This is a genomic window from Pseudomonas cerasi, from assembly GCF_900074915.1.
GTDB lineage: Bacteria > Pseudomonadota > Gammaproteobacteria > Pseudomonadales > Pseudomonadaceae > Aquipseudomonas > Aquipseudomonas cerasi.
The window spans coordinates 22,965-49,964 of record NZ_LT222313.1; the positions used below are offsets into that span (position 1 = coordinate 22,965).

General features: G+C 54.7%; 23 protein-coding genes and 4 pseudogenes. 19 read left to right on the top strand and 8 right to left on the bottom strand.

Going from position 1 to position 27,000, the window contains the following annotated elements; translation table 11 throughout:
- Window positions 1–226: 226 nt before the first annotated feature.
- From PCPL58_RS00135 to PCPL58_RS00150, 5 genes are all read left to right on the top strand, one after another.
- On the top strand, window positions 227–1,540 hold the full coding sequence (locus PCPL58_RS00135; RefSeq protein WP_065348560.1) for a replication initiation protein: 1,314 nt from the start codon (window positions 227–229) through the stop codon (window positions 1,538–1,540).
- Between the two features lie 225 nt (window positions 1,541–1,765).
- Complete coding sequence (locus PCPL58_RS00140; protein WP_003348560.1) at window positions 1,766–2,059, top strand: HU family DNA-binding protein; 294 nt, start codon at window positions 1,766–1,768, stop codon at window positions 2,057–2,059.
- An 86-nt stretch (window positions 2,060–2,145) separates the two neighbouring features.
- Window positions 2,146–2,331, top strand: a complete 186-nt coding sequence (gene relB, locus PCPL58_RS31785) for a type II toxin-antitoxin system RelB family antitoxin (RefSeq protein WP_003348562.1) — start codon at window positions 2,146–2,148, stop codon at window positions 2,329–2,331.
- Entirely contained in the window at window positions 2,331–2,624 is a 294-nt protein-coding gene (locus PCPL58_RS28530) for a type II toxin-antitoxin system RelE/ParE family toxin (protein WP_003348565.1), read from the top strand. Before relB ends, PCPL58_RS28530 begins: the two co-directional genes overlap by 1 nt.
- 139 nt (window positions 2,625–2,763) lie before the next feature.
- Entirely contained in the window at window positions 2,764–3,291 is a 528-nt protein-coding gene (locus PCPL58_RS00150; RefSeq protein WP_003348567.1) for a hypothetical protein, read from the top strand.
- On the opposite strand, the pseudogene PCPL58_RS00155 reads toward PCPL58_RS00150, so the two are convergent.
- From PCPL58_RS00155 to PCPL58_RS28540, 3 genes and pseudogenes are all read right to left on the bottom strand, one after another.
- Window positions 3,288–4,144: pseudogene (locus PCPL58_RS00155) on the bottom strand (MobA/MobL family protein). The gene PCPL58_RS00150 and the pseudogene PCPL58_RS00155 sit on opposite strands and share 4 nt — an antisense overlap.
- Before the next feature lie 265 nt (window positions 4,145–4,409).
- Window positions 4,410–5,387, bottom strand: coding sequence for an IS5 family transposase (locus PCPL58_RS00160; protein WP_065348561.1), 978 nt, complete (start codon window positions 5,385–5,387; stop codon window positions 4,410–4,412).
- Window positions 5,388–5,751: 364 nt separating this feature from the next.
- A pseudogene (locus PCPL58_RS28540) lies at window positions 5,752–6,024 on the bottom strand (TIR domain-containing protein); the annotation flags it as partial.
- A 486-nt stretch (window positions 6,025–6,510) separates the two neighbouring features.
- On the opposite strand from PCPL58_RS28540, the gene PCPL58_RS28545 reads away from it, so the two are divergent.
- From PCPL58_RS28545 to PCPL58_RS00180, 4 genes are all read left to right on the top strand, one after another.
- On the top strand, window positions 6,511–8,031 hold the full coding sequence (locus tag PCPL58_RS28545; RefSeq protein WP_083188265.1) for a DUF6531 domain-containing protein: 1,521 nt from the start codon (window positions 6,511–6,513) through the stop codon (window positions 8,029–8,031).
- On the top strand, window positions 8,028–10,793 hold the full coding sequence (locus PCPL58_RS00170; RefSeq protein ID WP_065348562.1) for an RHS repeat-associated core domain-containing protein: 2,766 nt from the start codon (window positions 8,028–8,030) through the stop codon (window positions 10,791–10,793). The genes PCPL58_RS28545 and PCPL58_RS00170 overlap by 4 nt, the downstream gene beginning before the upstream one ends.
- Window positions 10,790–11,197, top strand: a complete 408-nt coding sequence (locus tag PCPL58_RS00175) for a hypothetical protein (RefSeq protein WP_065348563.1) — start codon at window positions 10,790–10,792, stop codon at window positions 11,195–11,197. The genes PCPL58_RS00170 and PCPL58_RS00175 overlap by 4 nt, the downstream gene beginning before the upstream one ends.
- Before the next feature lie 134 nt (window positions 11,198–11,331).
- Window positions 11,332–11,799 (top strand): DUF4279 domain-containing protein, encoded by a 468-nt coding sequence (locus PCPL58_RS00180; RefSeq protein ID WP_232002770.1) that lies wholly within the window; start codon window positions 11,332–11,334, stop codon window positions 11,797–11,799.
- Window positions 11,800–11,905: 106 nt separating this feature from the next.
- Here the strand turns inward: PCPL58_RS00180 and PCPL58_RS00185 are convergent, their stop codons facing one another.
- Together PCPL58_RS00185 and PCPL58_RS00190 are read right to left on the bottom strand one after the other, a co-directional pair.
- Window positions 11,906–12,256, bottom strand: a complete 351-nt coding sequence (locus tag PCPL58_RS00185; protein ID WP_065348564.1) for a type II toxin-antitoxin system RelE/ParE family toxin — start codon at window positions 12,254–12,256, stop codon at window positions 11,906–11,908.
- Between the two features lie 12 nt (window positions 12,257–12,268).
- On the bottom strand, window positions 12,269–12,517 hold the full coding sequence (locus PCPL58_RS00190; protein ID WP_011152898.1) for a type II toxin-antitoxin system prevent-host-death family antitoxin: 249 nt from the start codon (window positions 12,515–12,517) through the stop codon (window positions 12,269–12,271).
- Window positions 12,518–12,848: 331 nt separating this feature from the next.
- Here PCPL58_RS00190 and PCPL58_RS00195 point away from each other — a divergent pair, with 331 nt between their 5' ends.
- Window positions 12,849–13,811 carry a tyrosine-type recombinase/integrase gene (locus PCPL58_RS00195; RefSeq protein ID WP_065348565.1) on the top strand — a complete coding sequence of 321 codons (963 nt, stop codon included), beginning with the start codon at window positions 12,849–12,851 and terminating at the stop codon, window positions 13,809–13,811.
- 422 nt (window positions 13,812–14,233) lie between these two features.
- Here the strand turns inward: PCPL58_RS00195 and PCPL58_RS00200 are convergent.
- Window positions 14,234–14,535: pseudogene (locus PCPL58_RS00200) on the bottom strand (multicopper oxidase domain-containing protein); the annotation flags it as partial.
- Window positions 14,536–14,706: 171 nt separating this feature from the next.
- Window positions 14,707–15,102 carry a DUF305 domain-containing protein gene (locus PCPL58_RS00205; protein ID WP_065348566.1) on the bottom strand — a complete coding sequence of 132 codons (396 nt, stop codon included), beginning with the start codon at window positions 15,100–15,102 and terminating at the stop codon, window positions 14,707–14,709.
- A gap of 331 nt (window positions 15,103–15,433) precedes the next feature.
- Between PCPL58_RS00205 and PCPL58_RS00210 the strand changes: the two genes are divergently transcribed.
- From PCPL58_RS00210 to PCPL58_RS32485, 6 genes and pseudogenes are all read left to right on the top strand, one after another.
- Window positions 15,434–15,637, top strand: coding sequence for a co-regulatory protein PtrA N-terminal domain-containing protein (locus PCPL58_RS00210; protein WP_005782502.1), 204 nt, complete (start codon window positions 15,434–15,436; stop codon window positions 15,635–15,637).
- Window positions 15,638–15,766: 129 nt separating this feature from the next.
- The gene (locus tag PCPL58_RS00215; RefSeq protein WP_005782505.1) at window positions 15,767–17,644 is read left to right on the top strand and encodes a copper resistance system multicopper oxidase; all 1,878 of its coding nucleotides are present in this window, start codon (window positions 15,767–15,769) and stop codon (window positions 17,642–17,644) included.
- A gap of 5 nt (window positions 17,645–17,649) precedes the next feature.
- Window positions 17,650–18,612: a copper resistance protein B gene (locus PCPL58_RS00220; RefSeq protein ID WP_065348567.1), complete on the top strand. Its 963-nt coding sequence runs from the start codon at window positions 17,650–17,652 to the stop codon at window positions 18,610–18,612.
- A 97-nt stretch (window positions 18,613–18,709) separates the two neighbouring features.
- Window positions 18,710–19,051 (top strand): annotated as a pseudogene (gene copC, locus PCPL58_RS00225) (copper homeostasis periplasmic binding protein CopC).
- A 70-nt stretch (window positions 19,052–19,121) separates the two neighbouring features.
- Window positions 19,122–19,394, top strand: coding sequence for a hypothetical protein (locus PCPL58_RS32480; protein WP_414860597.1), 273 nt, complete (start codon window positions 19,122–19,124; stop codon window positions 19,392–19,394).
- Window positions 19,395–19,568: 174 nt separating this feature from the next.
- Window positions 19,569–19,994, top strand: coding sequence for a CopD family protein (locus PCPL58_RS32485; protein ID WP_414860598.1), 426 nt, complete (start codon window positions 19,569–19,571; stop codon window positions 19,992–19,994).
- 88 nt (window positions 19,995–20,082) lie between these two features.
- Here PCPL58_RS32485 and PCPL58_RS00235 read toward each other — a convergent pair whose 3' ends face one another.
- Window positions 20,083–20,529, bottom strand: coding sequence for a DUF411 domain-containing protein (locus PCPL58_RS00235; RefSeq protein ID WP_005782514.1), 447 nt, complete (start codon window positions 20,527–20,529; stop codon window positions 20,083–20,085).
- Window positions 20,530–21,142: 613 nt separating this feature from the next.
- Here PCPL58_RS00235 and PCPL58_RS00240 point away from each other — a divergent pair.
- From PCPL58_RS00240 to PCPL58_RS00250, 3 genes are read left to right on the top strand one after another with little or no spacing between them, the layout of a single operon-like run.
- A complete protein-coding gene (locus PCPL58_RS00240) occupies window positions 21,143–22,405 on the top strand; it encodes a TolC family protein (protein ID WP_005782515.1) in 1,263 nt (420 codons plus the stop codon).
- Window positions 22,402–23,856: an efflux RND transporter periplasmic adaptor subunit gene (locus PCPL58_RS00245; RefSeq protein ID WP_005782516.1), complete on the top strand. Its 1,455-nt coding sequence runs from the start codon at window positions 22,402–22,404 to the stop codon at window positions 23,854–23,856. Before PCPL58_RS00240 ends, PCPL58_RS00245 begins: the two co-directional genes overlap by 4 nt.
- Window positions 23,853–26,999 carry an efflux RND transporter permease subunit gene (locus tag PCPL58_RS00250; protein WP_065348568.1) on the top strand — a complete coding sequence of 1,049 codons (3,147 nt, stop codon included), beginning with the start codon at window positions 23,853–23,855 and terminating at the stop codon, window positions 26,997–26,999. Before PCPL58_RS00245 ends, PCPL58_RS00250 begins: the two co-directional genes overlap by 4 nt.
- The last annotated feature ends 1 nt before the right edge of the window (window position 27,000 follow it).

Sequence of the window (27,000 nt, forward strand, 5' to 3'; positions counted from 1 at the left end):
GGGTTACCTGTTCAACACACATAACGTGAGCTGATTATGGCGTTCACTGCGGCTTTGTGCAAGCCGTCAAAAGTGAAGCCTTCAGTTCACCGCTGAACGGTGGACTTATGGAAAAGATTCTTCAGCGGCTGTGCGTCCTCGATGACAGCACCCTGCCCCCCCACTTGACGCCTTGCGTCACACCCTCTCACGCCGTTGGCCAACCAGTTGGCCAAGGCGGTGAGGCATGAGCCACGACCACGCGATCAGTCTTGCCCGCGCGACCTCACCCACGGCCAACGCCGATCCGCTGGCCAGCAGCACCCACCTGCCGCCTGCCCGTTTCTTCGAAGACGGCACTGCGCTCAACCGGTTATTGCTGGAAGCGCCGTACATGGCGCGGTGCAGTGACGACAAAACCGCGACTCGCGTCCGTCCTCGTGAATACGCGCTGCGTTATCCCTATATGCAGGTCAATCGCCCCGGCATGGTGTCTTGGCTGGTGTTCGACCTGGACCATGCCAACGCATTAGCCTGGGACGATGCTGGGTTGCCCGCGCCTAACCTGATGGTGCGCAACCGCAAGAGCGGTCACTCCCAGCTGTTCTATGCGGTGCCGTCCGTATGCACCACTGAGAATGCACGGACCAAGCCCATTCAGTACATGAAAGCGATCTATGCCGCGTTTGCCGCTCGCCTCGACGCGGACGTGGACTACCACGGTGGCCCTGTGGCCAAAACACCTGGCCACCCTTGGTGGGAGACGACCGAATTTCATAGCCACGTGTACGAACTGGGCGAACTGGCGAGCGCGGTGGAGTTGACCGTCAAACCCTGGGCCACAGGTCCCAAGCTTGACCAGGTCAGCCATTCGCGGCACTGCATCCTGTTCGAGCAGCTGCGTTATTTTGCGTACAGCATCGTCAATCGCGAGCGCGAGCTGGGTTCGTTTGAGTCCTTCATGCGCTCGCTCGATGCATATGCCTACAACCACAACAGCTTTCTAAAGCAGGGGTTTTCGGAAAACCTGCCGCTGTCGTCGATACGCGCCACGGTCAAATCCGTAGGCCGCTGGACGTGGGATCGGTACACCGGTGATCGTCGCTGCCATCGAGGCGCAATGCAGCTCGATGGCAGCCTGTCGCTCACCGAGCGGCAAAGCCTGGCGGCCAGGCGCACCCATGAACTGCGGCACAAAGCCACAGAATCGAAGATACGCGCCGCGTGCCGTCAGCTCCAAGACCAGGGCAAGGCACTGGTGCGATCTGCGATTGCAGCACTCGCCGGCGTTTCTGCGAGCACGGTGGCCAGGTACGCACACATCCTGTCTGAGGTGACCAAGCCTGCCACTGTGAGTGTGCTCAAGGTGAGCGCAGACGCGATGCCAACGGTAACCCCGGGCGACCAAGCGGCACCCCGAGAGGCCGTTCAGTGCCTGAAAAAACAGGCCCTGACGGATCGCGCCCAGGTGGTGTCATATGCTGTACATCAGATACCTGCGGTCCCGCAGGGGCCGCAAGCCGGAGAGTCCTTAACAACAGAACATGAGGATGGTTCATGATGGGGAGTGAGCGTATGAATTCAGTGCGTGGAGCCTTCACAGTATTGCGCTGCATAGCCCGCCAGCACTGCTGCCAGTGAGTGTTCTGGCCAAACTCAAGCCTGGTTCGTGTCTCTACATTTCGTGGTAGATGGAGGCTGCTATTGGAGAGCGGGACTCTTGCCTGCCCCAAGCTGACCCCTTACTCTGCAATCCAAATGAATTTGATAGGGAAGGAACACCACAATGGCTCTGACCAAAGACCAATTGGTTGCCGGTATTGCAGAAGCTATCGATGCGCCAAAAACCACAGCGCGTAAGGCTCTTGAGCAATTGGGACAGATTGTTGCCGACCAACTGGAAAGCGGTGCAGAAATCACTCTACCGGGCATCGGCAAATTGAAAGTGGCAGAGCGTCCAGCACGCACTGGCCGCAACCCTTCGACTGGTGCTGCTATCGAAATTGCTGCCAAGAAAGCCATCAAGTTCGTCTCGGCTAAAGTGCTGAACGATGCGATCAACAAGGGCGGCGTCTCATAGAAGGGGTTGCACGCCGGAACCGCCGAAAATTCCTTCGTCAGTTGCTCGGGTGTAAACTCACTCAGAGATAAATGGAGAAAATCCTTATGATTGATCGTTCGCCTATCGTTTCGGAGTTTGAAACTGAAGAGCTAGAGGCCAATTACACCGCCTGGCTACGCGCGAAGGTGGAGGCCAGTCTGGCCGACTCGCGCCCTGCTATCCCGCATGATGAAGTCGAGAGAAGGATGGCAGAGCGGTTGGCACGATTGCGCCATCGCCGAGCGTCCTGATGCTACCCATTTTCTGGCTAGAATCAGCGGACAACGATTTGGCGGCAATAATCGAATACATAGGTTCACGTGATATAGCTGCTGCCGAAAGGTTATGGCAGCGCTTGCGTGGCATCGTTCTGCCCCTTTCAGAACATCCTTATCTGTATGCGATAAGTGACCGCGTCCCAGGAATGCGCGAGATCGTTGCCCATCCTAACTACCTGGTGTTTTATCGTGTCACCTCAACGCGCATAGAAGTGGTGAACGTCGTCCACGCACGGCAAGAATATCCCCAAACTGGACTAGCGTAGTGCTCACTCCAGCGTTCCAGGGAAGTGCGGTGGGTGATCAGGTAAGAAATTTTTGTGTTCATGCTTCGATGCTGCTTAATTTGGTTGGCTATTCCATTGCTCTTCGGACCCTTTTTTTCCATGATCACAGGAGAGGACATTGCAGCTTTCTGATGATTTGAAATTGATAGCTTGGCCGACCAGAGTTCGATTCGATGAGGATGACAATACGCCAGAGCGGCTGGCCTTCGAATTGGAGGTCAATGGTGAGCGCATGGTTATGCTCAGTCTGGAGCAGATGTTAGACGCGCTATGGAGTTTAGAGGAAGCGAAACTGGTGGCACCGTTAGGTTCCACCTGGTGGAGCAAAGCCGAGCTTAACAAGCAATGGGGTAAACCCGTGGTGACGGTCTCTAGTGAGTCGAGGCTAGAGCGTTTGGATATGAAATTTGCCGCAGAACATGCCAAGAAGGCCACAAAGGCGACGACGTCACCGTCTTTCTTGGAAATGTCGGAAGACGAAACCGGTGCGCCCTATCTGCTACTGGAGCAAACCTTACTGCAATGTGTGTACATCGCAGAACAATTGGGTGCTATTCCGCCGCTGGATGAAAAATGGCTAGCGCGCGTCATTTCGCCTTCGCTACGTCAGTTGTCACAGCTTCAGAAATCCACGGGCCTTCATTAAATCTGCTCGAGCATCGCGTTATTCACAGCAACTTTCCGGTTGCCATCGCCCCTATCAGAGGCCTTTCCGCGGCGCTCCATGTCGCTGGCCACCGGCCCAAGATGCATGGTCGCCTCGCGATCTAGGCCCTGCGCCTTGAGACTGCGTGAATCGATTCGGGCATCTGAACCAGCGTTCTCCAGGGCGCGGTTAGCCATCTGCTCCCACAACCGGCGGATGGCGACCACTTCATCTGCTGCGGAACCAAGGCCCACGCTGCGGCGTTTGGTATCCGAAAGCTCAATAGTGGACTTTTCACCCATCACCAGCAGACCAGTTGCATCACGGCTGACCTGCCGGGTAGTGGTCATCACAAAGGCATGGTGGTTGCGGTTGTCGCCTTCACGATTTGGCAAGTGGATCGCCAAGTCAACGGCAACGCCGTAACGGGTGGCCAGCTCGATGCCAAACGCAGATGCCAGTTCTTGGCGCGCGTCTTCATCCAGTTCGGCGGGTAGCGCGATGATCCACTCGCGACCTGTCCGGCCATCCTTGCGCTTCTCTGCGGATTCGGAGGCGTTCCACAGAGCATTGCGCTCGGCACTGGTGCCGTCCGGCAACATGATTGCTGTGTAAAAACACCATCGCGCCAAGTGTAGTCATGGACGAGACCGGTACGCATATCGACCAGCTCAGTACCAGACCGATAGGCAGCCGCAGCAACGGACGAACGTCCGGCACTGCGTGCTATTGATTTGGTACTGGCGTGGAAGATGGCGATGGCTTTTGCCTCTGTTTTGGCTTGTGATCTTCCCCAAATGGGGCGCTTCAGAAAACGGATTTTAAAGTACGTTAAGCTGATTTCAATCGTCATAACCGCCAGAATTTTCTGGTCTGTCACTTTTAGGGGTCGCCTCAGAAAACGGATTTTAAAGTACGCTAAGCCATTTCAGTCGTCGTAATGGTCAGAATTTCCCCGCGCTGTTGCCGCTAAGGAAGGTCTGAAGTAGGCAGACTTTTTAACCCTCCCGTTGCTTCAAAGTTTCAAAAAACGTCGTTTCAATCGAAAATCAGACCTTTGCCTCGCCCAACTCCTCTTTTTTCTTCGGACAAGCGCTTTTTAGCGTCAATTGTCCACATTACAGGCGCACCTCTCCTGTATTCAGCAGTCGTTTTCGCATCATCCACAGATTGGACAGAGCAAATAGCGTGGTCTGCTGCGCAGTGTTTTTCAGCAGGCCTCGGAAGCGTACTTTCGTATAACCAAACTGGCGTTTGATCACTCGAAACGGATGCTCAACCTTGGCGCGCAGTTGAGCTTTCGCGTATTCGATTTTGCGACGCATGCGCCCGATCAGACTTTCCTTTGCATGCTTTTTATAACTGCTGGGCCGCGCTGCAATCGACCATATCATTTGGCGATTTTGATGCTCGGGACGCTTTTCGACACCGGTGTAGCCCGCGTCGCCAGAGACGTAAGTTTCTTCTCCGTGCAGTAACTGGTCGACCTGAGTTACGTCAGCTACATTCGCCGCCGTGCCCACCACGCTATGCACCAAACCGGATTCGGCATCGACACCGATGTGCGCTTTCATCCCGAAGAAATATTGATTTCCTTTCTTCGTCTGGTGCATTTCAGGGTCACGTTTTCCGTCCTCGTTCTTGGTCGAACTCGCCGCATGGATGATCGTTGCATCGACCACGGTGCCCTGGCGCAGCAACAAACCACGGTCGCCCAAATAGCCATTGATGACCTGCAAAATCCCACCGGCCAGCTCATGTTTCTCCAGCAGTCGGCGGAAATTGAGGATCGTGGTTTCGTCCGGAATCCGATCCAGGTGCAGTCCTGCAAACTGTCGCAGAATTGTGGTTTCGTAGAGCGATTCTTCCATGGCCGGATCGCTGTAGCCGAACCAGTTTTGCATCAGATGAACCCGCAACATCGCCATCAACGGATAGGCAGGGCGACCACCTTCGCCCTTTGGATAGTGTGGCTCGATCAGTTTGACCAAGCCATTCCAGGGCACGACCTGATCCATCTCGATCAGGAAGCGTTCACGGCGGGTTTGTTTGCGTTTGCCAGCGTATTCGGCGTCAGCGAAGGACATCTGCTTCATCGGGACTCAACCGTTCAGTGCTTGGGACTGGCGTATTTCACCAGATTTGGAAGTCTTTTTCAGAGTTTCCTTAGGTGCCGTAATGACGGGTGGGGTGATGCCCTACATAGTTCCGTTTGTAACGACTAAACGACGCAGGTTGGCCCAAAATCAATATCTACCACGGACCAGAGCGCCTAAGAATAACCAAAGCACATAAAGGTAACTCGACGCATTTTGGTTGCTGCGGCCGATTCGATCAGACCCTGATGCGCTCCACCTCATAAAAGCTGATTTAGGAGCGACGCCGGCCATGCATGCGCACACTCCCCTGTCACAATGGCCGGCAGGCTAATACTTGGCGAAGACAGAGCAAGCGGCTGGCTCACGCTCGCATGACCTTGTTCCAGTCGATGCCATGTCCGGCGGCTTCGAGTTCACGGCCCAAGGTTTGCTTCCACCCATGGCCTCCCAAACGACACCCGCGAAATCACTGAGGATCTCCACAGTGCCGCGCTTCAGCGCAAACACTTTGTCGCGACCGAGACGACCGAGGAAATAACCCAGCTCTAACAAGACGTTCTGTCGGGCTCGCGGTACCGGCGTAGCGCCCTTGGCGCAGCCCTCATCGTCAGGGGGTAAGTAGCACCACTGCAAAACGCAGGTTGACAAACTGCTACACGGTTTTGAAAACGTGGTCTGCGCCGATGCGGGCTATATCAGTGTCGAAACGCGCGTTTGCGTTTGCTTCTGCTCACCTGGCCCAATGCAAGAATAGTTATAACTGTTTTCAAAAAACGATCTGGACGCCGGGCGAAATATGCATGATGATCGAATGGGAGGTCCGAATACCTACGTGTAGGCTTTGAGCATCAAGAAAAATTACCTTGTAGAGGGTGCGTTTATTCTGGTAGCACGAGTTACGACAGAAGCGTAACTAGATCGGCTGGGCAGCGCGGCTGTTCAATTTATGTGTCGAAAAAAACAACAAGTCATCAAACAATGACGAAAAATATTCGGGGCAAGCATTTTGATCAAATGAAAGAAAAGTGGACGCCTAAGTTGCAGGGATAATATTGAGTGGAAACTCTACGTGATCTAAGTATATAAGCTCGGTTTCCTTCATAAGAATTACAGTTTTAAAATGGAGAATTTACATGAACAAGAAAGTCAAAAACAATCGAGCAAAAGTTTTTTATTGCTAATATTCTTTTTCTCGCTGACTCCCGCACAAGCGCAACAGTTTTCATTCTGGACTTCTAACTGGTATGTTGTTTTTGATAATCCTTCACAGGTTTGCGAGCTGACATATTCTATGCACCCGGATCTAATTTATAAGCCAGAGCTCAATAGATACAATGGAAAAATAGGTGATGTAGAACTTTATGCCTGTGGGGGGAATGATGGGATTAGGGATATTTTTTTTGGTGGTTCTAGTCACATGGTAATAGATTGTAAACCGGGCTCTTCGCTGGATCACTCTACAGGAAAATGTAAAGAAACCGCTCAAAAAGGTAAACCGTTAGAACCTCTTTTGTGTAGCAATCCCTCTAGCGAAGTAGGAAATCCTATCAACTCAGCTAATGGTAATAAGTTTCAACACGAGCATGATTTAAGCGTTGGAGTGCTGAGTCCGATCTTGATAGATAGATTTTATAACAGTTTTGATGGCCTTTGGAGGCATAGTTATTCTTCTTCCTTGTACTTCGGTTCCGAGTCTGTGGTGCTGATTCATGACGATGGGCGAGAAGCCGTTTTTTATATGGTGAATGGTAGTTATAAGTCGGATACCGATTCAGGTATTTTAACGGAGCTACAACAGTCTGGCTGGCGCTATACTGACCCATCAAATAATGTATTATTTTTTTCTGAAGACGGAAGATTGGTTAAAACAACTGCATCCAATGGTGGGGAGTATAATTTAGCCTACGCCGCGGCTGGTTTTGATCGCAGTGTCGTGATTAGTAATACAATGGGGGAATCCATTCAGTTCATGGAAACACCGTTGCGTCAATTAAGATTTGTGGCAGTTAATAATCTGCGTATTGACTATAAATACAATATGTATAACAGATTGATTGAGGTCGTGAAAACAGAAAACAGTGCATCGTCGAGCCGAAAATATTACTATGAAGATGAGCGTAATACTGGCTGGTTGACTGGAATATCAGACGAAAGAGGGGTTCGCTTTGCGACTTGGGCTTATGATGGACAAGGCAGGTCTACAATGAGCCAGCATGCCGGTGGGGCCAGCCTAATACAAATAAACTATAATGCTGACGGTTCGAGTACTGTTACTAACGAGCTCGGTAAGAAAACGGTCTATCGATATAAAAACATATCGGGCGTTAAACGTATTAGCTCTATTGAAGGTGAGCCCTCGGCCAATTGTCCTGCAAGCAACTCGGTATATACCTACAATGACCGAGGCCAGGTTTTGACCAAAACAGACGCCAAAGGCTTGGTCACCACCTACGATTATAATGACCGTGGCCTGGAAGTCAGCCGTACCGAGGCTACCGGCACTGCGTTGGCGCGCACCACCACAACGGAATGGGACCCTGATCGCTTTCTCCCAATCAAGGTAATTGAACCCAATCGCATCACTGTGTATAGCTACGACAATCAAGGACGTGAGCTCACTCGGCAGAGCACATCCCGATGAGCACTTTCTATTTCAAGGATCTGAGCATGACCGTTTCTTTCTTGCGCAAGGTAGTGGTGGGGGTTGCCTGCACCTGGCTGGCATTCTCCGCTCACGCAAGCACCATCAGCCGCACGTATACCGCCCTCGGGCAGGTTGCAAGTATCGACGGCGCACGCACTGACGTAAATGACGTCACTCGGTACGCATACGATGCTCAAGGCAACCTTACTACTGTGACCAACGCGCTGGGTCAGGTCTATGCGCTTGCCAGTTTTGACAGTTACGGCAATCCGCAAAGCATCACCGACCCAAACGGAGTGGTGACAACGCTCAGCTACACTCCGCAAGGCTGGCTTGCCAGCCTGACCATAGACTCGTCGACGACTCAGTATGCCTACAACGAAGTTGGCGATCTGCTGCAAGTCACCACGGCTGATGGCAACTGGGTCAAGTACAGCTATGACGATGCCCGCCGCCTTATCGGCGTGCGTAATCGGCTTGGCGAAAGTATCAATTACACCCTCGACCCAATGGGCAACCGCACGGCAGAGCGGACCAAAGACGTCAATGGAACCGTGGTCCATCTTCAGCGACGGGTATTTGATGAGTTAGGTCGTCTGATCCGGGTAGTGGGTGCTGGTGATCAGACGCAGCGTTATGGCTATGACCTGAACGACAATCAGTCGAGTGATACCACGCCGCGTAATAACAAAACGCAGCAGGCGTTCGATGCTCTGAATCGAGTCAGCAAGATCGTCGATCCTTTGCAGGGCGTGACTGCCTTGGGTTACAACTCGGATGACAAGGTCACCAAAGTGGTTGACCCGCGTGGTGTGACGACGCTGTATACCTACGACAGTCTAGGAAACCGGATCAGCAGCAAAAGCCCTGATGGCGGCACCAGCACTTACGCCTACGACGAGGCCAACAATCTCATTCGCAGCACTGATGCACGTGGGGTTGTGACCGAGTACGCCTACGACGCGCTCAATCGCCTGACCAGCAAAAGCTATCACGCCACACCTGCGCTCAATATCAAGTTTCTCTACGACCAGACCGCTGATGGCAATCTCGGCATTGGACACCTTACAGGGTTACAGGACAGCGCTGGTGTTCTGACGTATACCTACGACGCCAAGGGCAATCTGGTCAGGCAATACCGCTCGGTGGGCGTTAACAGCGGCGACTATTACGAAACGCTGAATTACGGTTATGACGCTGCTCGCAATCTGGTGCAGATTGGCTATCCATCGAGCATCAACCTGACCTATACGAGGAACAGTGCAGCTCAAGTTACGGGCGTCAGGCTGGCCATTGGCAACAAGACGGCGACACTGGCAAGCAACATTTCCTACCTGCCTTTTGGTCCAGTCAACTCGCTGACCTGGGGCAACGGTATTCTGCTGTCGAGAACCTATGACCAGGATTATCAACTGACCCAGCAGCAGGTCGGTAACTGGCAAACGACTTATCGTTACGACGCTGACAGCAACATTTCCGAAACGGCCACCAGCCTGTGGGGCGCGGTCCAGTATGAATATGATGCGCTGGGCCGTCTGACTCAGGAGCAAACCAACAGCGTCAAAAAGGCTTACAGCTTCGACGCTACAGGCAACAGGACGCAACGTACTACCACCAGCCTTACTACAAGCGATGCCACTGACACCCAGTCGTTAAACTATGCCAGCGACAGCAACCGACTGACCAGCATCAATGGCTCCACACTGCCTATGGACGCTGCGGGTAACCACACGCAGATCAATGGCCGTCGATTCACCTACGACAGCCAAGGCCGTCTGAGCGAGGTTTATCAGGCAAACATCTACAAAATTGCCGACTACAAGTACAACGCGTTAGGCCAACGAATCATCAAGCGCGCTTACGTGATGGGAAGCCAGGCGTTGGCGGGCACAACCACCTACCTTTACGACCCGAGTGGCAAACTGATCGGCCAAACGTTCTATGACGGAAACGGCCAGAAAACCAGCGGTCAATACTGGTTCTGGCTGGACAACATGCCACTGGCACAGTTGACAGCCAACTTCTCCACGCTGGGCGAGGTAAGCAGCAGCAAACTGATTTACCTGCATGTCGATCACCTGAACACGCCAAGACTGGCGACAGACAGCACCCAGGCACTGCTGTGGCGATGGAACAGCGATGCGTATGGTGTCGGCTCACCCGAGGAGGATGTGGACGGTGATGGCAAGGCTACAAGCATCGCGCTGCGGTTTCCGGGACAGATTTACGATGCACAAACGCAGCTAAGCTATAACTATTATCGGGATTACAATCCGGACACTGGGCGGTATGCGCAAAGTGATCCGATTGGGTTGGGGGGCGGTCTCAATACATATGCTTATGTTAATGCCAATCCTATGTCATTTATTGATCCTATGGGATTAGCGGCAACTGCATTACCAACTTGGTTTGATAGTATTCCAGATCTGATACCCCAAGTTGGGAGAGGTGTTGGCTTAGGCTTTGGTGCCGGGGTGTCATGCTTACTTTACTCACCGACGCTTGGAAACGGTGAGTGTCCTCCAGGTGGATGTTATTATAGCAATGAAAATAGCGACAGTGCTCAACCAAGCGAAAAAGATCTTACCAAGATCAAGGAACGTGAGGGGAACAAGGCCGCACAGGATGCAGGCTATATTGATGCTCATGAGGCCAAGAAGGGGCGCGGGGAAGGCGGTGTTGATATTTATCGTGATAAAACCACTGGAAAAAAATGGTTATGGAACGGTGTGCCTGGGGGAGATAAGGAGTCGTTATGAGTTCAATAACTGCAATTAAGTCAGTAGCATTATCTATTAGGGGATTTGACCTAGCCCCAAAAAAGGTCGAGTCTATAATTGGTGTAGCGGCATCCGAACTCGGGATGCGTGGCGAGCCGGTTAGGCCAGGAGTAAAGGCGTTATTGAAGCGATCATTTGTCAGGTTTTCGGTGAGTTTTCCTGATGGCTGCCGACTAGATGAGATGATTCCTGCGCTTTTAATTTATTTAGGTGGAATTAATCATATTCGCGAGTGCAGAGACAAAATCAAACCTGAGTTCCTAGAGATCGATATGATACTTCCTGTCAAGAACTCTAACGAACAAGAGGGCGGATTCATAGCTCCTTCAACGTTAGCCGAACTCAGTCAATTAGGTGCTTCGCTTTCGTTTCAATTTCTTTAGCCGTTTCGGGTCTCGGGGGAGACCGAAATTAACTGCTGCTACAGGAGTTGACAGGCTCTGTAGCAGCCTGAACAAGAGCTTCTCCTGAATGGCATTGATTAGGGTAGCTATGCGCAGAGACGCGGTGTAAACCCTTGATCAACAGCCAGGTGCTCAAGCTGATCTTCAATGCTTTGCTGTACTACCTCGAGGTGCGTATGGAAAATCATGTCCGTTTGGTTTTTACAAGCAAGAATATTCGGCCAGACGATATCTCTGTCTCAATAGGGGTTGAGGGTGACCAGATGTGGGCTGCTGGCGATAAGAGATTGAAAACTGAGATCCTTGAAACCGAGAATGGCTTGGTCGTCGAGTCAAAATTAGCAAAGAGCCTAGATTTGATTACCCATATTGAATGGATGATACGTGCCTTTAATGGTCTAGAGGATAAGCTTTTAAGCTTCTCTGAAATCCCTGAATGTGAAATCCAGCTTACATGTGCCATCTACTCCAACGGTGCACCACCTTTGAATTTTGAAAAGTTCATTACTAATTGGCTTGGATGCATAGGTGCATCATTAGATATTGATCTGTATGTTAGTTCGTCCATAACAAAAAATTAACCTATCTGCCAAACATAAGTTTGCACAGATAGGAATCCCGCCCGGTCGGCTGTCGATCGGGCTTCCTTTAAAAAATATTTGTGCAATTTTTCGATACCATATAAAGCTACATCGGCTGGAGCAGGCAGTAGCGGATCAGAGCCTGCTCCACACTTTGTTTCCCGCCTAATACGAGCAATACGGCGATATCGGTAATACCATCAGAATCCATCACCTCATAAAAGATCCGGTATCCGTCAGTGTTCAACTCACGATAGTGCAGTACACCCAGCTCACTCAACTGTGGACTGACCGGGTAGCCCAAAGGGGTGGACAGGAGCTTGTCCTGGATGGCATCGATCAGGGTATCTATGCGCTGAGCAGCTGATGAGAATCCCTGAGTGATAGCCAGGTGCTCGACCTGATCTTCAATGCTTTGCTGGGCAACCTCGGTAAAGCGTAGTGCAAACGTATTCATTTATGCTCCTATTTATTTGTGGGCAAACCTCCTGCTCAATCGGGCTTTAAGTTCGTCAGTGGAACAGTGCTTGCCTTGGGCGTACTCGCGGGAACTGATGGCCAAGAGCTTTACCAAGGCAATGGCCTCATCGCGGCGCTTACGATCCGCGTAAGACTCCACCACGTAGGCCGGGACACCGTTTTGCGTGACAACCAGTGGCTCATCGAGAGGCAGGTCGGCTGCGTTGCGTTTCAGATAGCTAATTGTTTCAACTCGCATGAGTTCCTTCCTAGGGGCGCCCTTTGCCAAGGCACCACGCTTGCAACTTTAAAAGTGAATGTCGAGCTGAATCTCGAACGACAACGCATCATAGACCACATTCAGTCCAAATTAAATCCTCTTGTAGTCCATTTGTTCGCTTTTCGTCGCTTAGCCTTTTTCATGCAGGATTTCAGACGATCATTCGAAAACCGCTCTTAAAGTGGTGATAAAATACGTTATCACCAATTATTGCCGTTTATCGGTTTCGAAGGCGGCTTCCATATTTGACGTTGCTTTCGTGACCAAAGACATGGCCAACGATCGCCAGTGAGCCAATGATGAGAAATATATGCAGGAACTGACCAGCGCCCATCAGAATGATCAGCGTCGGCTCACGTCGGTCGAATTTCAGACGCTGGCCCAAGTTCCGGCCGCGGTCGAGTGGTTTGCCAACCTGGACAATCCTCGGACACGACGTGCCTACCAAAATGACCTGGAAGACTTCTGCGGTTTTGTCGGATTGGCTTCGGCCGATGAATTTCGCGTCGTCACCCGATCACATGTTTTGGCTTGGCGCGCTCAGCTCGAGCATCGCGGTCTGGCGGGCGCCACAATCCGGCGCAAATTGGCGGCGCTGGCCAGCCTCTTTGATCACCTCCTGGAGAGCAATGCGATCGCCGGGGGCAATCCCGTGCACGGCGTGAAACGCCCGAAGATCGAAAGCAACGAAGGCAAGACTCCGGCATTGGGCGATCACCAGGCCAAAGCGCTACTCGAAGCCCCGGATGAATCGACCCTTAAAGGGCTGCGTGATCGGGCGCTATTGGCTGTTCTTCTTTATCACGGGCTGCGCCGCGAAGAAGCGGCGCTGCTGCAGGTGAGCGACATCCAGGATCGCCGTGGGATTCAGCATCTGAAGGTACACGGCAAGGGCGGCAAGGTGCGGTATCTGCCGCTGCACCCGGTGGCGGCCGGGCGCATCCATCAGTACCTGGAAAGCTCAGGGCATCATTGGGCGGACAGGAAGGTACCGCTGTTCATACCGTTGCGCGGCAAGCTAACCGGTGCCGGCATCACAGCCAACGGCATCTATATGGTGGTGGCGGCTTACGCGAAGAAAGCCGGGATTCAGGTCGACGGTCTAGGAGTCCACGGACTACGAGCCACCGCCGCCACCAACGCCCTGGAGCATGAAGCCGATATCGCCAAGGTCCAGGCCTGGCTGGGTCACGCCAATATCAGCACAACCAAGATCTATGATCGCCGGGAGAACAGGCCTGAGGACTCACCGACCTACAAGGTGAAGTATTAACCAGCTAATTCGACACCAGTGGTGCCGAGATAGCATCGCTGTGGCTCCGCTAGCCACACCGCTTTTCCACCTGAAATCCCAGCGCAGCCGGCACTACCATGTCGGACTTCATGGTTCGCAGTCGGTACGGGTTACGCTCGGCTCCGCAACGTTGATAGCCCTTCTGACCGCAACTTTCTTCTTATTGCACCGCAGCGGAAATTCTCTATCAGTGCATCGAATTACCAGTACTGCGGGAGCGCTGTTCTGTTGGTTCGGCACCGGGTCTTCAAACACGCTCGGCACGGCGCCACGGGATTTTCTACTAATGATTCAAGGGTGGAATTTGCCGAAGGGGCGACGTCGATTGGCAGTTCCATCGCCGTGATCGTGCTTCATCAGCCTCATCTTTGACGAAGTCACCGACTGTGCGCTTGTGGAGTGTAGACACGATCGTACTTGAAAGGCGTGAGCTCTTTCGCCTCAATGACCAGAGCTATACACACACCTGCTCCTAGAACCCGGAGTCGCTGTGATACCAGTATGTTCCATTCTGTTGGACCTTGAACCGGCACACGTACACGCCGGACGGCTCGATGACCGCGAAGCTCAGCCCTGGTATACCGTCAATTTTCTGCGGCAGGATGATGATGTGCCAGTGTCTGGAGGTAGAAGTAGAGGCGGCAGCATTGAGTAGGTTGCCTACCCGCAGCATGACCGTGTCAGCCTCCTTACAGCGCAGCAGGGCAAAAAACCGCCTTAACGGGGCGGTTTTTTGCTGCGAAGGTGGTTAGGAGCTTGCTGCTCATTTCATGGGAACTCTACACGTGCATTTATTTTACTAAAGTTGACGGTGGCACCAGCTACATGTGCAGTCATTGTGCAGTTGGGGTTGGATAGACACAAACCTGTCGCATCAGTTTTTGCTTAGCCAAGATTTTAGTTCCGCAATACTTTTACTTTGCTCTTGTATAGTTTTTTCAGCCATCTGTTTAATAGCAGGGTCTTGAGTATTTTTAAGCACAATCTTGGACATGTCGATGGCGCCTTGATGATGCTCGACCATCATCTGAGCCCAGCTTTTCGATGGGTCAGACGCCATACCACTCATCATCCCTTTGTTCATCTTCTCCATCGCCTGCATGTATGCGGTGGACGCATCTCCACCCATCGTAGATGGGGCCGTGCTATTAGTACCGTTTCTTTCACTGAACGCAGCATGTGAATCATTGTTGTCAGCGTACGACAAAGAGACGGAACCTAATAAAAGAATGCTTGTAATAGTGACACCCCTTAGATATTCATTAAGCATAGTAGACCTCTTGGGAACGTTATTTTATTGATGTTTTTACCGGCTTCAACAGTAAAAAAAATCCTATGTCTTCCGAAGGGTAGCTCAGAAAACGACACTGGTAGGGTTTACCACGATTACATTTCTGTAAGGTTTACGGGAACAAAAGCGCAGCCGTTGAAGGCGACTATCCATTTCAGTCTGCCAAGCGCGCCGAGAGTAGCTGTCCAAACTGTAATCTTCCCCTCAGCTACCTGAAAGGTACAGGCCCTTAGTATTTACCTCAGCGCCAAACGCGCTCCACCTGAATGGGCCAACCCTTTACCGGGTACCTAAAACTGAGGATTTACTTATGAACGCTGCCAAAATTCTTCTCGTTACCCTCGCGCTGGGCGCATCTTCCTTGGCACTTGCCGAAGGTGGGGGTGACCGTTTGTCTGCTCGCATGGCCGAAGCCCGTGAAACGGCTATGTCAGCCTACAACGCAAAAGCCGCTTCGCAGGAGGCAACTGAAGTGGCGCAAGAAGGTCCAGAAGCGAAGCCAAAGCACTGCTAACCTCCTTGGCAAGCTTACAGAAATGTAATCGCCGTGTTGGTTAGGCTGTGCCACTCTTTGAGACGAATTCGTTCAAGTATTGTTTTCAAGCGCAACCGCAGTAGATTTTTCCAACTATCAGGCAGAAATATGCAATCGAAAACGTCGCGACGCACTTTCGTCAAGGGCCTGACGGCCATGGGGGTTCTAGGTGGCCTGGGTCTCTGGCGAAACCCGTCGTGGGCGCTTTCAGGGCCTAGTCAACTGAACACGCTTACCGGCACTGATTTTGATCTTTCAATCGGTGAGATGCCTGTAAACATCACCGGCAAACCGCGTACGGCAATGGTTATTAACGGTGGGCTTCCGGGGCCCCTATTGCGCTGGAAAGAAGGCGATACTGTAACCCTTAGGGTGCGCAACAAGCTGCGCGATCACACATCGATCCATTGGCACGGTATTATTTTGCCCCCCAATATGGATGGTGTACCAGGACTAAGCTTCGCCGGCATCGAGCCGGACGGGATGTACGTTTATAAAATCCACGTCAAGCAGAATGGCACTTACTGGTACCACAGCCATTCCGGTTTCCAAGAGCAGGCTGGCGTTTATGGGCCATTAGTGATTGAAGCCAAGGATCCCGAGCCTTTTGCGTATGACCGCGACTATGTAGTGATGCTGACCGATTGGACTGACGAAGACCCCGCTTCGTTGATGCGAAAGCTGAAAAAACAATCGGATTACTACAACTACAACAAGCGCACGGTTGGCGATTTTATCGAGGACGTCCACAAGCAAGGCTGGTCAGCGACCATGGCTGACCGAAAAATGTGGGCTGAAATGAAGATGAACCCCACTGACCTGGCCGATGTGAGCGGGGCTACCTACACCTATCTCCTGAATGGCCACGCGCCGAACACGAACTGGACGGGCGTTTTCCGTCCAGGTGAAAAGATTCGGCTTCGCTTTATCAATGGTTCCTCCATGACGTATTTCGACATGCGTATCCCTGGCCTGAAAATGACGGTGGTCGCCTCGGATGGACAGTACGTGAAGCCTGTCACCGTTGACGAGCTGCGCATCGCGGTGGCCGAGACCTATGACGTCATTGTTGAGCCTACCGAGCAGGCGTACACCTTGTTTGCTCAGTCGATGGACCGTACTGGTTTCGCGCGCGGCACCCTGGCGGTTCGTGAAGGCCTCTTAGCGCCCGTACCGCCCCTTGATCCTCGACCACTGGTGACCATGGCGGACATGGGTATGGGCGGTATGGATCACGGTTCGATGGGCGACATGGGCAGCATGCAAGGCATGGAGGGAATGGACCACGGCGCAATGGGCGCAGGGGACAAGGGCATGGACAGTATGTCTGGCGCACCCATGCAGGGCATGGACGGCGGGCAGACGCAGGGCATGGACCATAGCAAAATGTCAGGCATGGACCACGGGTCCATGGGAGACATGGCCGGCATGGCGGGGATGTCAGGCATGGGTGACATGCCGATGCAAGCCCACCCGGCTACCGAGAAGGACAACCCGTTGGTTGACATGCAGGCCATGAGTCCTACGCCTAAATTGGATGATCCCGGATTAGGCCTGCGCAATAACGGTCGTCGGGTGCTTACGTATTCTGATTTGCGAAGCACCTTTGAAGACCCGGACGGCCGAGAGCCCGGGCGAACAATCGAGCTGCACCTGACAGGCCATATGGAAAAATTCGCCTGGTCATTCAATGGGGTCAAGTTCGCTGATGCTGAGCCCCTGCGATTGAAATATGGCGAGCGAGTGCGCGTGGTACTGGTAAACGACACCATGATGACCCACCCCATTCACCTGCACGGGATGTGGAGCGACCTCGAGGACGAGAACGGCAACTTCATGGTGCGCAAGCACACGATTGACATGCCTCCTGGCTCCAAACGCAGTTATCGAGTCACCGCGGATGCGCTTGGCCGTTGGGCCTATCACTGCCATCTCCTGTTCCACATGGAGATGGGCATGTTCCGTGAAGTCCGGGTAGAGGAATGACAGGTATGGACACATTACTAGCCCGCAATGGGAAGCGTCTGGCGATCACAACGAGCCTGATGCTGGCCCCATTTGCCTATGCGGCAGCGGAAGACACCATGCAGGGGATGGATCATAGCCAGATGCAGGGGATGGATCATAGCCAGATGCAGGGTATGGACCACAGCCAGATGCAGGGTATGGATGACTCCATGACGAGCATGGCCTCGTCCCCCCAAAAGCCTGCTCCGACTCAGAGCCGTACGCCCATCCCCGCGATTAACGCAGCGGACCGCGCCGCCGTCTATAAATCGGACGCGGGCCACACGGTGCATGATGAGTCGATCAACTACATGCTCCTGTTCGATCAGCTTGAATGGCAGGACGCTGACGGCGGCAGCGCGCTGAACTGGGATTTCACCGGTTGGGCTGGTGGCGACATCGACAGACTGTGGGTGCGCTCGGAAGGTGAGCGGCTCAATGGCAAAACCGAAGAAGCGGAAGTTCAGGCCCTCTGGGGCCATGCTGTTGGCCCCTGGTGGGATGTTGTGACAGGCGTTCGCCAGGATTTCAAGCCAGGAGATCCGCAGACCTGGGCCGCTTTTGGTCTTCAAGGCCTGGCGCTGTACAACTTCGAAGCCGAGGCTACGGTCTTTATTGGCGAAGGCGGCCAAACAGCCATGCGCCTTGAAGGTGACTACGACATCCTTCTGACCAATCGACTCATCCTGCAGCCTACTGCCGAGGTCAATTTCTACGGCAAGAATGACCCACAGAGGGGTACCGGTGCGGGTCTGGCCGAGAGTGAAGTCGGCGTACGACTGCGCTACGAAATCCGCCGCGAGTTTGCCCCCTACATTGGTGTGACCTGGAACCGGTCATATGGGAACACGGCCGATTATGCCCGCGACGAGGGTGAGGATCGTAGTGAAGCCCGCCTGGTTCTCGGCGTGCGCCTGTGGTCTCTAACCGCTACATTCACCCAGTAATCTACCCCAATCGAACAGCCATCCGCCTGTGAGGAGCCGTTTTTATGTCTCTCTTGGAAGTCCACAGGTATTCGCCCACCCTTCTTGCCTGCCCGGCATGCTGGCAAGCGCCCTGGCTCAAGCCCATCCGAAGCTTGTGTCTTCCACACGCCTGCGCAAGGGGCTGATGGTGCTGCGCCGGAGAAGGTCGAGCTTCATTTCTCGGAAAAACTTGGTCACCCAGTTTTCCGGTGCCAAGCTGATCATGACGGACATGCCTGCGCATGCCTAATTCCCCTATGTCGGTAAAAGCAAGCGTGGCCGCTGGCAGCGATCCTAAGACGATGGTCATTACCCCCAGCGTCGCCGCTCACGACGGGCAGCTATAAGGTGGAATGCGCGCGCGGTCTCGTCCGATACCCATCCCATTACAGGCAACGTCACCTTCAAGGTGAAATAAGCATGGCCGATCCACTCAGCATCGCCGCTTCGTTTTGCGCTTTATACCCGACCTGATGGTGTTGTTTGGCTTGGCCCTTTTCGGCCTGTACAGCTTGAGGGGAACGGAGCGCCAGTCAGGCGCGGTGCTGAACTTCAAGCTATTACTCACCGGGACAGCCGTGCTGGGAGCGTTGCTGTCCCTTGCCGCGCTGTTGCAGATGACTAAGGCAATGAGTGGTGCTACTGAGTGGGAGGAGCTTTTCCCTCATCTCAAAATGATGCTGGCAGAAACCGAAGTGGGTTTTTCCTGGAACGTACGCATGGCGGGCCCTTGCCATGATAGCCGGTCGCTGGTCTGCTAACCAGCCGCAGCCCGACAGGCAGTCTTTGGGTGGTCACAGCACTCAGCGGGGTTGCCTTGGCCACACTGGCCTGGACGGGCCACGGTGCTATGGATGAAGGAAGTCGCCGTTTCTGGCATTTTGCGACCGACATCGTGCATTTGTTTGCCGCAGGCGGCTGGGTAGGGTGCTCTGGTGGCCTTTGCCTTACTGCTGCGAGCTAAAAAGGTAGATAACCACGGTTCTGTGAAGATCCTGGCGCGGACGCTAACCGGCTTTGAATCAGCAGGTGGTGTCATCGTCGCGACCATCCTGGTCACAGGGATAGTCAACTACCTGTTCATCGTTGGCCCCCAGTTGGACAGCCTGGCTGATACCACGTACGGGTGGTTGCTGATGGCTAAACTGGTGCTGTTTACGGCAATGATTGGTTTGGCCTCGTTGAACCGCTTTCGGCTCAGCCCTCACCTTGAGCATTCCATTGGGCACGGGGACTACACCGGGGCCGCCAAGGCCTTGCGTTGGAGTATGGCCACAGAGCTTGCTGCAGCGGTGGTTGTTCTTGGGCTGATCGCCTGGCTGGGTACGCTCAGCCCGGAGGTGGAGATGGCGATGCAATAGTTTGCGCTACTGGCTGTGCATTAAGCCTGGCTCAGATGCTAAGAAGAGCCAGGCGACTCCTCTTGCGGAGTGGCTTGTATGGAACCCTTTAAGGCCTGGCATCGTACGCTGCGACCGTTTCCTGCTGTCCGGCAACAGTTACCCCGATGACCTTGTAAGCGTGCCGGGCAGTGCCCTGCTCCATGCCCGGAGAACCCGGCGGCATGCCTGGGACCGCAATCCCCACTAGGTCTGTACGCGTGTTCAGCGCTTTGAGCTGTTCTGCCGGCACATGCCCTTCCACGAAGCGCCCGTTGATGACAGCGGTATGGCACGAGCGCAGTCCCTGCGGCACACCAAGCTGCCCCTTCACAGCAGTCATGTCTTGCTCCACCTGGTCATTTACGGTGAAGCGCTCAGCCTCCAGGTGCTTGATCCAGCCTTTGCAGCACCCGCAATTGGCATCACGGTGGACATCGACCTCAAGCGTCTCCGCCGCCTGAGCGGTACTCGCGATAAGCAGGGCCGCCAAGGTCATGATCGTCTTTCTTTTCATCGTTGCTCCTGATTGAAGCCAGGCCCTTTGGCAAGGGGCTGCTGGAATAGTCACCTGGAATGGAATCCTTCAAGGATATCTTCGAAGCTGCCTAGACCCCATTACAATGCTGTAAGCAAGGCGCGCTATAGCTGGCCCAGCAAGCGTTTCGCTCTATAATCAGCCTCGGTGACAGCCAATGGTTTGGCCCGCTTCATGGAATCCTATGGCTCGCGTGGTTTTTGTACTTGCGCTTATTCTAAGTCTTCTTCTCCCCGCTTATGGCCAGGGTGGCGGGCCGCTGCCAGCGGAGCCATGTCCAATGCAAGTAGTCCAAAAGCGCGCTCAGACACCGTGTGCGGATATGGAGAAAAAGGTCAAGGATAGCCAGACAGCGCCATGCAAATGGGGACAGGATTGCAAAACCAGCTCTCTGATCAGCCTGTTCATCCTACAAATCCCAAAGCCGGGCCCCCTGCCAGTTCACGCCTGCGTAGCTAGGCCAGCGCCTCAAGAGGCCTTCGCTACGCCTTGGCGTCCACCACGCTTCGTGTAATTCCTTTGTCCGAGCGCATTACCAACGGCGCAATACCGCCGGGTCTGCGTATACATTGGTTTCGCATGGAGGCAGGTCATGCCTGTTCGTCCCGCTTTTGCCGCTGGCATATCTAGCGCGCTTGCACTCTTGCTACTTGTAACTGCGGCCCAGCCGGCCCTGGCTGACGCCCTTACTTTCGATTATGCGCTGAAGCTGGCAGAGACAATGGCCCCTGAAAATCTAGCCAGGGCCGCTCAGGTCGCGTCGGCAAATGCCGCCATTCGCCCCGCTGATGCGCTACCTAATCCCAAGCTCTTTCTGGGCATCGATAACTTGCCCGTAGAAGGGCAGCAGCGCTACTCATTGGACGACGACTCAATGACGATGCGTCGGATCGGGGTTATGCAAGAAGTTCCTAACAGCGACAAGCGCCGTGCACGGCGCCATTCGGCTGAAGCCTTCGCTGAGCTTGCGCAAGCCGAGCAGCGCCAGGCTCTGATCAAGGTCAAGCAGGACGTTGCCGCCAGTTGGCTGAGGCTCTTTTATGCTCAGCAACGCTTTTCCGCTTTTGATGACCTGTTGAAACAGCTCAACCTACAACGCTCCACGGTACCTGCGCTAATTGCCGGGGGAACAGCAAAGCCTGCTGACGCCGTGGCGCTCGAACAAGAGACGTTGGACCTTGAAGACAGGCGCGATCAGCTGATCAGTGGTGTAGCCGGCGCCAGGGCACAATTGCGCCAGTTCCTGGGTGCGCAAGGTGACCAGCCCTTGGCTGGGTCGGCGCCTGTATTGGAGTGGTCAGCTACTCATAGCCAGCATGGTCTGGCCCATCATCCCGATATCCAGGCCGCCGCCGCTCGGGTCGGTGAGGCCAAGGCCGAGCTGGGCGAAGCAGTCGCCGAGAAAAAGCCCGACTGGGGCGTGGAGCTTGGTTATGGCAACCGCGACAAGCGATTCGGCGATATGGTCAGCCTACAGGTGACGTTCGACCTTCCACTGTTCACCGGGGCCAGGCAAGGGCCGCGAATCACATCAAGGGAAAAGAACCTCTCGCGCATGGAGCAAGAACAGGAAGTGATGTTACGCAGTCACCAGATGGAGTTGGAATCGGGGCTGGCTGAACAGGATCGCTTACGTGCGGTACTCAGGCGAAGCACCGAGAGCGCTATACCGCTGGCCCAGCGTAGGTTCTCCTTGGAAATGGTGGCTTACAAGGCTGGCAGCGCTGACATCGGCACGGTCGTTTCTGCGCGCCGGCAGCTGATTGAAGCGACTTTGCGCAAGGTCGGGTTGGAGGAAGAGCTGTCGGTTCTGACCGCCAAACTCTTCTTTGCCTACGCGGAGGGCGCGCAATGAAGGGCTCATACGTGATGGGTACGTTGTCCGCCGCCTGCCTGGTAGGCGTGGGGGCTCTGCTTGGCTTTTGGCTCGGCACGGCAAGCGAATCGACAGCTGTCGAACCTGGCACTACCACGACCCAAGCGCGCAACGCGCTGTATTGGTATGACCCCATGAAGCCAGACCAGCATTTTGATAAGCCCGGTCGATCGCCGTTCATGGACATGGCCCTGGTTCCAAAATACGCCGATGAGCAAGCGTCAACATCCTTGGGACTGGCGGCAGGAACAGTGCAAAGCCTGGGTGTTCGAACCGTGCGGGTGCAACGCGGGGCATTGCCATCAAGCATTGATGCCGCCGGCACTTTGGGATACAGCCAGCGGGAGCTGGCCACGGTCCAGGCCCGTGCCGACGCCTACGTTGATAAGGTCTACGGCCGGGCTCCGGGCGACGTATTAGCCGCCGGCACACCGCTTGTAGACCTGCTCATCCCTCAGTGGTCCGCTGCGCAGCTTGAATACCTGGCTGTAAAACAGACCGGAGACTCTCAGCTCACTGCCGCTGCGAAAGAACGCCTTCGCTTGCTGGGAATGCCCGGATCCACCATTGCAGCTGTAGACCGCACCGGCCGAGCGGCTGCCGTACAAACTATCGTGATGCCCATCGCCGGTGAGCTGCTGACCCTCGACGCCAAGGCCGGAATGGCTATCTCCAAAGGCCAGGACCTGGCTCGGATCAATGGGCTTTCGAGGGTATGGCTGGACATCTCCGTACCTGAGGCTCTGACATCCAGTGTGGCGGTGGGCAACCCCATTTCTGCCTTTTTCGTCGCCTGGCCTGGCCAAGCTATACAGGGAAAGATCATTGCCATGTTGCCCTCCGCTGACAGCGCAACGCGGACGGTCACGGTGCGCGCTGAACTACCCAATGCAAACGGGAAGCTTCGTCCAGGCATGTACGCTCAGGTTCGCCTGCAGGGTGAAGAGCAGCCCTCTGTACTCCTAGCCCCGAGCGAAGCCGTAATCCGCAGCGGTAAGCGGTCCTTCGTCATGGTTGCGTTACCCGAGGGGCGATATCGACCGCAGGTGGTCGAACTGGGCAAAGAATCTGGGGGACAAGCAGAAATCGTCAAGGGCCTGGCCGAAGGAGATGAGGTAGTCAGTTCAGGGCAATTTCTGCTTGATTCGGAAGCGAGCCTCCAAGGCCTGCTCGCGCGTGAGGGCCCCTCAGAGGGAGCGCAATGGCACACAAGTACGGGTCAGATCATTGACCTGGACAGCGAGACCGTCACACTGGCCCATGGCCCGTTCCAAAGTCTTGGCATGCCCGGCATGACCATGACCTTCCCACTGGCGAGGCCGGACGTGGCTAAAGGGCTCAAGGTGGGTGATCACGTCGCCATTGGAATTTCCCAAAGCGACGCTGGGCTTATCGTTGAACAGCTCTCCAAGCAGGAGACTGGCCAATGATTCGCCGGCTGATCTACTGGTCTATCGCCAACCGATTCCTGGTGTTGCTAGCTACGCTCGTCGTGGTAGCCGCAGGGCTCTGGGCCGTGCGCAACACACCACTGGACGCGCTGCCTGATTTGTCTGATACCCAAGTCATCATTCGAACCAGCTATCCCGGTCAGGCTCCACAGCTTGTGGAGAATCAGGTGACCTACCCTCTGACCACGATGATGCTTTCGGTGCCAGGCGCAAGGACGGTCCGAGGTTACTCGTTCTTTGGCGACTCGTTTGTCTATGTGCTCTTTGAAGACGGGACTGACCTGTACTGGGCGCGATCAAGGGTGTTGGAGTACCTCAGCCAAGCGCAGGCGCGCATGCCAAAAGGCGTTACGCCTAGTCTGGGGCCTGATGCAACGGGCGTGGGTTGGATTTACCAATATGCGCTCGTTGACCGCTCGGGTAGCCATGACCTCGCTCAGTTACGGTCGATCCAGGACTGGTTCCTTCGGTACGAGCTCAAGTCCCTCCCTAACGTGGCTGAAGTCGCGACAATCGGCGGCATGGTCAAACAGTACCAGGTGGTACTCGATCCCCTGAAGCTGGCAGCGTACGGAGTAACCCAACAGGAAGTGACCCAGGCCATCCAGGGCGCCAACCAGGAAGCGGGTGGTGCGGTATTGGAGATGGCCGAAAGGGAGTACATGGTCAGGGCGTCCGGCTATCTGGAAAGCCTGGAGGACTTCAACAACATTCCTCTTCGGACCTCTCGCAATGGCATCCCGGTGTTGCTCGGGCAAGTTGCCAATATCCAGCTTGGGCCTGAAATGCGGCGCGGCGTTGCTGAGCTGGACGGCAGAGGTGAGGTTGTGGGCGGGGTCATTCTTTTGCGCTCCGGCAAGAATGCACGCGATACCCTGATTGCCGTTAGGGAGAAGCTAGAAAACTTGCGCAGCAGCCTGCCGGCTGGGGTTGAAATAGTCACGACCTATGACCGCTCACAGCTTATCGATCGCGCCGTCAGCAATCTGGGTTTCAAGCTGCTTGAAGAATTTGGGGTGGTCGCGCTGATCTGCCTAGTCTTCCTCTGGCACGTACGTTCCTCGCTGGTGGCCATCGTGACCTTGCCCCTGGGCATCTTGGTTGCCTTTCTTGTGATGCACTACCAGGGCGTCAATGCCAACATCATGTCACTGGGGGGGATTGCGATCGCCATCGGAGCGATGGTCGATGCTGCAGTAGTGATGATCGAAAATGCGCACAAACACATCGAAGCGTGGCAGCAGCAGCATCCTGGGGAGCCGCTGGCAGGCCAGGCTCACTGGCACGTAATCGCTCAAGCCGCTGCCGAGATCGGGCCGGCTGTGTTTTTCAGCCTGCTGGTGATTACGTTGTCTTTCTTGCCTGTTTTTACGCTGCAGGCCCAGGAAGGCAAGCTATTTGGGCCCTTGGCCTTCACCAAGACCTATGCAATGGCAGGCGCGGCAGGGCTCTCGGTGACGCTGGTCCCCGTGCTGATGGGTTACTGGATCCGGGGAAGGATTCCATCCGAGCATCAGAACCCTCTCAACCGCGGGCTGATCGCGGTGTACCGCCCGGCAATCGACACGGTTCTGGCGTGGCCAAAACTCACCTTGCTTATCGCCGCCCTGGTGTTTCTCTCGACGCTTTGGCCTTTAAGCCGACTAGGGGGAGAATTTCTTCCTCAAATGGATGAAGGCGATTTGCTGTACATGCCATCGGCCTTGCCTGGTTTATCGGCCAGCAAGGCGAGCCAGCTACTCCAACTTACTGACCGAATGATCCTCACAGTTCCTGAAGTGGATCGGGTATTCGGCAAGGCGGGACGTGCGGATTCAGCTACCGATCCGGCGCCGTTGGAAATGTTCGAGACTACTGTACGGTTCAAGCCCAAGGAGCAATGGCGAGCCGGGATGACCCCTGAAAAGCTGATCGAGGCGCTGGACAAGGCGGTACAGGTCCCAGGCCTTTCGAACATTTGGGTGCCCCCCATTCGCAACCGCATCGACATGCTTGCCACGGGCGTTAAAAGCCCGGTAGGGATCAAGGTCGCGGGCACCTCGCTTGCGCAGATAGACCAGGCAACTCAACAGATCGAGGCCGTGGCCAAGCAAGTCGCCGGCGTCCAATCCGCACTGGCGGAACGGCTGACAGGAGGACGCTACGTAGACGTACGTATCAATCGCCAGGCCGCAGCGCGTTATGGCATGAATATCAGTGATGTGCAGGCAGTGGTTTCCGGTGCCATTGGCGGAAGCAACATCGGCGAAGTCGTAGAGGGGCTCGCCAGATACCCTATAAACCTGCGCTACGGACGCGAATGGCGAGATACGGCACAGGCGCTAAAAGGGCTCCCCGTCGTCACCAGCAGCGGCCAGCAAATTACCCTATCGATGGTGGCAGATGTCAGCATCACCGACGGCCCACCGATGCTGCGTAGCGAAAATGGCCGGCTTTCGGGTTGGGTCTATGTGGACGTGCGTGGGCGCGACCTTGCCACGACAGTGAAAGAGCTTCAGACACAGATAGCATCCCGGGTCCAACTCGCCCCCGGCCTCACTGTCTCGTACTCGGGTCAGTTCGAGTACCTAGAGCGGGCAAACCAGCGCCTGCTGTGGGTGATACCGGCTACACTGGCGATCATTTTCGTGTTGCTGTACTTCACCTTCGGTACGGCCAGCGAGGCGGTACTCATCATGGCAACGCTGCCTTTTGCGTTGTCCGGTGGGATCTGGCTGTTGTATGTCCTGGGTTATAACCTGTCCATCGCTACAGGCGTGGGCTTCATCGCCCTTGCCGGCGTTTCTGCCGAGTTTGGCGTCATCATGCTGGTGTACCTGCGCAGCGCCTGGTCGCCCCGCCTCGCAGCAGGACATGGAACCGAGCAGGATTTGACAGAAGCTATCAAGGAAGGCGCAGTGCTCAGGGTGAGGCCCAAGGCGATGACGGTAGCCGTGATCATCGCGGGGCTGCTGCCCATACTCTGGGGGTCAGGGGCCGGTTCGGAGATCATGAAGCGCATAGCAGCACCGATGATAGGGGGTATGCTTACCGCACCGCTGCTATCGATGCTACTGATTCCAACATGCTATTTCCTCCTCCAGGCTCACCGTATTCGAGCGCGACGACGACTGAAGATCTGAG